This is a genomic window from Thermoanaerobacter sp. A7A, assembly GCF_000445185.1.
Taxonomy (GTDB): Bacteria; Bacillota; Thermoanaerobacteria; order Thermoanaerobacterales; family Thermoanaerobacteraceae; genus Thermoanaerobacter.
The window spans coordinates 1-8,437 of sequence record NZ_AVAF01000035.1 but is presented as its reverse complement, the minus strand read 5'-3'; the positions used below and the strand labels follow the sequence as shown (position 1 = coordinate 8,437).

Annotated in this window: 10 protein-coding genes; 9 read left to right on the top strand and 1 reads right to left on the bottom strand. The window is 33.4% G+C overall.

The genetic code is table 11. The annotated features are described in order from the left end of the window. Positions 1 to 400: 400 nt before the first annotated feature. Complete coding sequence (locus tag M663_RS0102440) at positions 401 to 1,579, top strand: M20 family metallopeptidase (RefSeq protein WP_029687821.1); 1,179 nt, start codon at positions 401 to 403, stop codon at positions 1,577 to 1,579. A gap of 78 nt (positions 1,580 to 1,657) precedes the next feature. Here M663_RS0102440 and M663_RS0102435 read toward each other — a convergent pair whose 3' ends face one another. Further along, positions 1,658 to 2,827: a transglutaminase domain-containing protein gene (locus M663_RS0102435; protein WP_273702596.1), complete on the bottom strand. Its 1,170-nt coding sequence runs from the start codon at positions 2,825 to 2,827 to the stop codon at positions 1,658 to 1,660. Positions 2,828 to 2,911: 84 nt separating this feature from the next. Here M663_RS0102435 and M663_RS0102430 point away from each other — a divergent pair, with 84 nt between their 5' ends. From M663_RS0102430 to hslO, 8 genes are all read left to right on the top strand, one after another. Beyond that, the gene (locus tag M663_RS0102430) at positions 2,912 to 3,685 is read left to right on the top strand and encodes a prolipoprotein diacylglyceryl transferase (RefSeq protein ID WP_029687819.1); all 774 of its coding nucleotides are present in this window, start codon (positions 2,912 to 2,914) and stop codon (positions 3,683 to 3,685) included. Positions 3,686 to 3,827: 142 nt separating this feature from the next. Beyond that, on the top strand, positions 3,828 to 4,292 hold the full coding sequence (locus M663_RS0102425) for a GAF domain-containing protein (protein ID WP_003867224.1): 465 nt from the start codon (positions 3,828 to 3,830) through the stop codon (positions 4,290 to 4,292). A 52-nt stretch (positions 4,293 to 4,344) separates the two neighbouring features. After that, on the top strand, positions 4,345 to 4,566 hold the full coding sequence (locus tag M663_RS0102420; RefSeq protein ID WP_003870180.1) for a NifU family protein: 222 nt from the start codon (positions 4,345 to 4,347) through the stop codon (positions 4,564 to 4,566). Positions 4,567 to 4,662: 96 nt separating this feature from the next. Further along, positions 4,663 to 6,144, top strand: a complete 1,482-nt coding sequence (locus M663_RS0102415; protein ID WP_004401927.1) for a hypothetical protein — start codon at positions 4,663 to 4,665, stop codon at positions 6,142 to 6,144. Between the two features lie 3 nt (positions 6,145 to 6,147). Then, positions 6,148 to 6,318 carry a small, acid-soluble spore protein, alpha/beta type gene (locus tag M663_RS0102410; protein WP_003870178.1) on the top strand — a complete coding sequence of 57 codons (171 nt, stop codon included), beginning with the start codon at positions 6,148 to 6,150 and terminating at the stop codon, positions 6,316 to 6,318. Positions 6,319 to 6,343: 25 nt separating this feature from the next. Continuing rightward, positions 6,344 to 7,090, top strand: a complete 747-nt coding sequence (locus tag M663_RS0102405; protein ID WP_004401923.1) for an NAD-dependent protein deacylase — start codon at positions 6,344 to 6,346, stop codon at positions 7,088 to 7,090. A gap of 74 nt (positions 7,091 to 7,164) precedes the next feature. Further along, positions 7,165 to 7,368, top strand: a complete 204-nt coding sequence (locus tag M663_RS0102400) for a cold-shock protein (protein WP_003867228.1) — start codon at positions 7,165 to 7,167, stop codon at positions 7,366 to 7,368. 60 nt (positions 7,369 to 7,428) lie between these two features. Beyond that, positions 7,429 to 8,313 carry an Hsp33 family molecular chaperone HslO gene (gene hslO / locus M663_RS0102395; protein WP_029687818.1) on the top strand — a complete coding sequence of 295 codons (885 nt, stop codon included), beginning with the start codon at positions 7,429 to 7,431 and terminating at the stop codon, positions 8,311 to 8,313. Positions 8,314 to 8,437 lie beyond the last annotated feature (124 nt).

Here is an 8,437-nt window from a genome sequence, read left to right as displayed (position 1 = left end):
ACGCTGAATAAAATAATTATTCAGCTCCTACTCGATTTTTTGATGTTTATGCAGGAATGGTAATATTTTGCCCCTGTTGCCCAAGGAGGCAGCTCTATTCTTTTTATGTGTTTTCTTCTTCAATGTTTTTGTAATTATTCTCTAAGTGGTAAATATGTCTATACCTATTTGAAGGAGATACAAAAAGGTTCTTGACTTTACAGTTTTAAATTGATAACATAAATTACAACATGTTATACACAATAGTAATCATTACTTTCGTTATCCTTGGCTGGGATTATGGTTAAATCAACAGAACCGTAAATCCCCTTATTCTAAATGAAGAAATGCTTATAGACTGCTTAGTGATATTGATAAACATTTTTGTAAAATTCATATAGGTTAGGAAGGAGTTATAGGTGTGGAAGAATTGAAAAAGAAGGTCATTTCTTTTATCGATAGTATTAAGGGGGAGATTTTTGAAGTTGCTGATGAGATATACAAAAATCCTGAGCTTGGAAATCAAGAATTTAAAGCTTCAAAACTATTAAAGGAAAAAATAAACGGTTATGGTTTTTTAGTAAATGAAGTCGAAGGCCTGCCAACTGCTTTTTTGGCACAGAAAAAAGGTAAAAAACCTGGTCCCAAGGTGGCGCTTTTGGCTGAGTATGATGCTCTTCCAGAAATAGGTCACGCTTGTGGTCATAACCTAATTGCAGCTGCAAGTTTTGGAGCTGCAGCAGCCTTAGGGACATTAGATGAAGAGCTTTTCGGCGAAGTGATGTTAGTAGGTTCCCCTGCAGAAGAAACCGACGGTGCCAAGGTAATACTAGTAGAAAGAGGTATTTTTAATGATGTGGATGCAGCTATGATGGTACATCCTGGCAATAGAACTACTGTATATACTACTTCCCTTGCCATAGAACCTCTGGAGTTTACATATACGGGTAAAGCAGCGCATGCCGCCGCTGCACCTCACCTAGGCATAAATGCTCTGGACGCGGTCATCCTTCTTTTCAACGGTATCAATGCCTTAAGGCAGCAGTTGGGACCTGATGCGAGAATCCATGGAATAATTACCGAAGGAGGATACACTCCCAATATTATTCCCGAAAAAGCTATTGCACGCTTTTACGTGAGGGCAAAAGAAAAAAAATACATGCTGGAGGTAAAGGAAAAAGTAATAGCCTGTGCCAAGGGTGCTGAGGTGGCAACTGGAGCAAAGCTTTCATATAGAAATTTTGAGCTTGGCTTTGACAACCTAGTAACCAATAAAACTATGGCTGAGACATTTAAAGCTAATTTAAAGGAACTGGGTTATCATGATATAAGCGATAAGGAAGAGGGCGTTGGCTCAACGGACATGGGAAATGTAAGCCAGGTTGTGCCTTCTATCCATCCCCACATTGCCATAGCTGAAGAGGACATAGCACCTCATAGCTTGGAATTTTTGAAAGCTGCAGGTTCAGAGAGGGGAAAGGAGGCAGCCGTACTTGCAGCCAAAGCTCTGGCTATGACTGCGGTAGATATAATGACAAAAGAGGAATTGCTAAAGAAGATAAAAGAGGAGTTTAAAAAAACGGTTGAAAAATCTTTTTAACCCCCTAAGCAATTTGAAAAATTTTTGCATAGAACCTAGTTGCTAATTACTCCAAATTCACGAATGGGAAAAGAAACCTCATATTTCTTTAAAATCTAAAACTCGAATCTCATATTTAAAAGCATAAATATTTTTACATTCTGTTTTTGCTTCACCAACCTGATTATCATAAGGGTCATTACGCCAGAATACTTTCTTGGGTGCAAAGTTTTTCATAAAATCAGAATTTGCCACCATTCTAAATGCATCAAGATTACCAAAATAGAATTCTCTTAATTCTTGATTGTTTTTATAACGCCCACCAAAAGATAGGTCGGCAGGAAGCCATCCATAAGGTGGTATAAAGAATAATGCCCAATCATGCGGTGACGCTAGGAATGGGGTTATATACCAGCCTGATTGCCATCTGGCAGGAATACCTACAATCCTGCAAAGGGTTATAAAGAGGAGTGCTTGAAATCCACAGTCCCCTTTTAAATTGCATGCAACAAACTCAGGAATTTCTTCAGTATTTGCTGGGACAACTTTATTTACCCATTCTTTTATAACATATTCGAATTCTACAAAATATTCATTTTCTTTTTTACCTTCAAAATAGATTGTTCTTTGAGGAGTATCGGAAGATGCTAAAAAATATTTTTCGTGGCTTGTTGAAATGAGTTTTACATCTTTTTGCTGAAATTCTTCTTTTGGAAATGGTAACCAAACTTTCACTTTCTCTTCCTCAATGTCTTCTACAATTTTGAGAAAAATTTTAGCATGAATCTTATACTCTTTTTGCTTATCACCCTTTAGAAGTTCTCGCAGCCTATTATCATTAAAATTTCGCGCCTGTTCTTTATTTTTCTCCTTTTTTATTCTTTCGTAATATTCCGAAAGAGCATAGGCTATGTTTTGAACAAATCTTTTTTCGTACTTTCTTTCTCCATTAACAAAAATATAATCTAAAAATCCTCTATTGAGTAAAGTATAAAATTCTTCATCTGTAAAATTATCAAAAAGTTCCTTTGCCTTCTTAATAGCAGTTTTTTCATCATAAGGATAATTTTTTAAAAGCCTTTTTATTCGATCCTTTTCAAAAATTAATCTTATTCTAAGGTCATTAGGTAGCCTTCTTTCAAGCCATCTTTCAATGAGACAATTATGTAATTTAGGTTTGGTGCCAAAACTTTTTATGTTGAGGATAGATTTTTTTATTTCAGAGTCATATAAAAGCATTATAAGGAAATAAAAGTCACCTCTTGACATATTATCGAAATGCTGTAGAATGATATTATAATGAAAATCTTATCAGAGTTTTCTGTTTAAAAACTATTGTATGGAGGTTGTATGATGTACATTCCGACAATTAGCCCTTATGCTTTTAAAATTGGTCCAATTGCTGTTCATTGGTATGGAATTTTTATGGCTATTTCTATTGCTATTGGTGGATATTATTTGTACAAAGAGGCAATGAAATTAAATTACGATGAAGACTTTTTATTAAATCTATTAATGATTGTAGTAATTTCTGGTGTTATAGGTGCTCGATTGATGTTTGTATTGGCAAATTATCCTGAGTGGTTTATTAAAAATCCTATTCAAGTGTTAAAGATTTATGAAGGTGGACTTTCATGGCATGGTGCAGTTTTAGGTGGTTTTTTAGCAGGGCTTTATTATTGTCGTAAAAAAGGTGTGAGGATAAATCCTCTAGAGGATTTCGCAGTTTTAGGTCTTGCTATTGGAAACATATTGGTGAGAATTGGCAATATTTTTAATCAAGAAGTATTGGGAAGACCGACTGAGTTTGCCTTTGGGAGATGGCCTGCGCAATTAGTAGGAGTTGCTATGGGAGTAATACTTCTCATAAGATATTTTTATATACAAAAAAAGCACATGCCTGATGGATATCAATTTTGGTCTTTTATATTTTATTATCAATTAATGAGAGGTTTAATTGAAGAAACCGTAAGGGACAATCCTTTAATATGGCCTGTATATTTAAATGAAAAATGGGGAATAGGATTTTTTACTTTAACTCAGTTAGTAACACCTTTTATTTTGATATTGGCATACTGGATGATTAGAAGGGTTTTAAATGACCCCAATAAACAATTTTACAATTAAACTGCCTTTGAGGCAGTTTTCTTATTTAAGGCAAATTGAATTAATCTTTAACTATTGATAAATTTAAAAGGGAACTACTTTATTTTACAACATTTTAATGGTAAAATTATATTGATAAATTTTTTACAGAGGAGCTGAAAAGATGGAAAAAAGAAAAGTTTTTGATGACTTATTAGTTAGGATTGACCAAAAGGCAAGAGAAATTGATGATATGGATGAATTTTATGGTGAAGTTGTTAAGATATTAGCAGACAATGTTCCTTACTATAATTGGACAGGTTTTTATTTCATGAAGGATGGAGAGTTAGTAATAGGACCTTATATTGGTAGACCTACAGAACATTTGAAAATTAAAGTAGGACAGGGGGTTTGTGGAAGAGCTGTTGCAGAAAAAAATACTATAATTGTAGATGATGTAACAAAAGAAGATAACTATTTGGCTTGTAGTCTTGAGACGAAATCGGAAATTGTAGTGCCAATATGGGTTAATGGCGACATAATAGGAGAAATAGATATTGACAGCGATGATTTAGCTGCTTTTGATGAAGAAGACAAAAGATTTTTAGAAAAAGTTGCAGAAATTATAAGTCGAAAACTCAAAAAATAGATTTCCATTGATTTTTGTGGTATAATAATTGTGTCAGGAAGGAGGATAGGCTATGAGAGAAAGAGTAGAAGAAGTATTAGAGCTTCTAAGACCATCTCTTCAAGCAGACGGAGGAAATGTGGAACTTATTGACGTTACAGAGGATGGAATTGTAAAGGTAAGGCTGACAGGTGCTTGTGGAGGATGCCCTTTTGCTACGTTGACGCTGAAAGAAGGCATTGAAAGGGCTATCAAAGAAGAAATTCCTGAAGTGAGGGAAGTAATAGCAGTTTAAAAATCCGGGTTATCCGGATTTTTTTGTTATATAAGCAGGAATTTTTAACCATACATAGAATAGTATATATGGGAAGATTTTCAAGGAGGTCTATGTATGGTTAAAAAATTTTGTTTAGCAGGATTGATTGCCTTGATATTATTTTTAAATTTATCAAGTGCCTATTCAGAAGCTAATCCTTATTCAGAAGAAAAAATATTACAAGAAATAATAATGAAGGTACCTTTTACAAGGGGATTAAAATTGGTAGAACATAAGTTGCAAAATGGGTTATATAGCTTTAAATTTGAAGGAAGTAATCCCTTTAAGAATTTAAAAATTGTATACAATAGTGACAATGATAAATTGGAGTATATAGATTACTATGAAAATACTTTTACACCTTTTGACAAAAATTTATCAGCAAAATATTCAAAAAGTGAGTCGATAATTTTAGCCCACAATTTGATATCTTCAATTACAGGAGAAAAATATCAATTTGTAAAAAGCCTTTCAGATGATGAGTATATTGATGAAAGTTTAGAAAAACCATATATTTATAAGTTAATTTTTAAAAAAGTGATAAATCACCTGATAGTGGATAATAGAGAAATAGTTGTGTACATAGATTCTCATTCAGGAGAAGTTGTTAAATTTTTTGGTGAAAATCTTTCGGAAAAAGTGGAATATGAGGGTACAAAGGATATTAAAAGTATTGGCGAAATAAAAAGCCTATACCAAAGATATATTGTTCCTCAGCTTATGGCTTATAAAGAGGGCAAAAAGTATCAGTTAGTGTATATTTCCTCTTTGAATCCTTTGTTTTATGGGATTGATGCCAAAAGTGGTATTTTTATTGATTATAAGGGAAATGATATTAAAGAAGAAATGGTTACACTGGATTTTGCAAAGTTAAAAGACGATTGTTTTAATTTAAAAAATCCAGAGACAATTGCTCAGGCTATAGCAAAAAATTTAAAAATAGATAAAATTTCTTTGCTCAAATCCGGTTATGTGAATAATTTTTATTTGACGGGTAAACCGGCTGTGACCTATGATTGGAATTTTACAAGTTTAAAAGACAAAATTTTAAATATAAATGTAGCAATTGATTCTCACGACCAAAATATTCTTCACTTAGGTTTTGGTTATTGGAATTATAATGAGAAAAATTTTAGAATACTTGATATGGAAGAGGCAAAGACATATGTGAAAGAACATCTTTATAATTATTTGTCTTGTGATTTTTTGGTAGCATATCCTATGAATTATCGAGATAATAAAATTTATACTTTTTATAGACAAACAAACAATACGATAATTTCTAATAATTATATAACCATTGAAACAAATGAGGAAGGAATAGTTAAAAAAATAATTTTTAATTGGGATTATATTGATTTTCCAAAGATAGACAATACTATCAATACACAAGTTGCTCAAAATATTTTTATAGATAGTGGTTTTAAACTGTACTATTTTATAACAGAGAATAAAAAAGGTAAATTAGTGTATATACCTAACTCTTTGGAGTTTATGATAGATGCCAGCACAGGGAAAAAGATATATTACAGTTCTTTAAATTGGGAGGAGGATTAGAGAATGGACAATGAAATTTTGAAACTTGAAGCGGCTGAAGAATTAGGACTTCTTGAAAAGGTAAAAAAAGTTGGATGGTCTAAGTTATCTGCCCAAGAAACTGGGAAGATAGGTTCAATAGTTAAGAAAAAGATGAAAATGCAACAGGAGGTAGGAAAAAAAGAAAAGTTGTGATATACTCTATTTGAGGTGAATTGCCATGGGGGATAAAAATTTGTTTGAAGAGGCTGCTCGCCTCATTAAGCAGTCAAGAAAAACTATTGTATTGACAGGAGCAGGTATATCAACGGAAAGTGGTATACCTGATTTTAGAAGCCCAGGAAGGGGTCTGTGGGAGAAGTTAGATCCAATGGAGGTTTTGTCAACGGGAGTATTGTACAATTTCCCGGAGGAATTTTATAAAGTTGGTTTCAAGATTTTGTCTTCAATGAGAAATGCTGAGCCTAATGAAGCTCATTACATATTAAGCGAAATGGAGAAAGAAGGTATAATTTTTGGAGTAATTACACAAAATATAGACAATCTTCATCAAAAAGCTGGTTCTAAAAATGTATTCGAAGTTCACGGCAATACGAGAGAAGGAAGTTGTTTACATTGTGGGAAAAAAGTCTCTTTTGAAGTTTTAGAGGAAAAAGTAAATAAAAAACAAATTCCTCCTCGCTGCGATGAGTGTGGTGGGTTACTGCGGCCTGATGTAGTACTATTTGGAGATCCTATGCCTTATGTTTTTGATTTGGCAGTAAAAGAAGTAAAGTCCAGCGATTTGTTAATAGTCATAGGTTCTTCTTTGGCAGTTTCGCCAGTGAACTTTTTGCCAGATATAGTAAGACATTTAATAATTATAAATGCGACAGAGACTCCTTATGACTATAAAGCTGATGTAGTTATAAGGGAAAAAGCAAGCTATGCGCTTAGAAATATATGGGATATTATAAAATTTCAATAAAAAATTTGACAATTTGATATATAAGTGCTATGATAGAGAAGTAAATTATTTATCAAGTTTGGAGGAAGATATAAATGGTAAGAGGTAAAGTAAAATGGTTTAATGCCGAGAAAGGCTATGGCTTTATTGAAAGGGAGGATGGCACAGACGTATTTGTCCATTACTCAGCAATTGAAGGTGATGGCTTTAAGACATTAGAGGAAGGACAAAAAGTTGAGTTCGAGGTAGTTGAAGCTGCAAAAGGACCACAAGCTTCTAAGGTAAGAAAGGTAAACTGACGTGAAATTAAACCCTAACATTAAATATGTTAGGGTTTTTTGATATAGGAGGTATTTACTATGAGTGATTACATTGTAAGAGCTACAGCTTATAATAATAAAATATTAGCTATTGCAGCTTTTTCAACACAAACTGCCCAGAAAGCTAAAGAAATTCACAATCTCACACCTACCACTTGTGCAGCTTTAGGAAGAGCTTTGACAGCTGTCGCTATGATGCGAGTTATGATGAAGGGTGAAAAAGACAAGGTCACTTTAGTTATAAAAGGTGATGGGCCTATAGGGAATATTGTTGCAGTGTCAAATTACCCGGGAATTGTCAAAGGGTATGTAGGAAATCCTACAGTGGATTTACCACTGTCTGAAAAAGGAAAATTAGATGTAGGCAAAGCTGTTGGTAAAAATGGATATGTGACTGTCATAAAGGATATAGGTTTAAAAGAACCCTACGTTGGAACTGTAGAGCTTCAAACTGGGGAAATCGGGGAAGATATAGCCTATTATTTTTATGCCTCTGAGCAGGTACCTTCTGCTGTTGGGGTAGGAGTGTTAGTGGGAAAAGAAGGAAATGTTTTAGCTTCTGGAGGCTTTATTATACAGTTATTGCCTAATGTTGAAGAAGAAGTTGTAGCAAAGCTAGAGGAAGCACTCAGGAATATTTCTTCAGTTACAGAATTGTTAAGGAATGGATATCTGCCAGAAGATATATTGAACCATATATTAGGGGAGATGGGACTTAATATTTTAGAAAGAGTAGATTTAAAATATGAATGTGATTGTTCACAAGAAAGATTTGAAACTGCTATAATTGCTCTTGGAAAAGAGGAGATAGAAAAACTTATTTCAGAAGGACAATCTGTTGAAGCTGTATGCCATTTTTGTGGTAAAAAGTATTTGATAGAGGAAAGTAGGCTTAAAGAATTGCTGAGAATTGCAGAGGAATAAAGCAAATTTAAGAGAATCATCGATATTTTTTATTTTTAATTAGACATAAAGGCGAAAAAATCCTCAAAATAGTGTTGACTAATAGCAGTTTTTTATGTATACTATTACTTGCACGGCAGTAGAA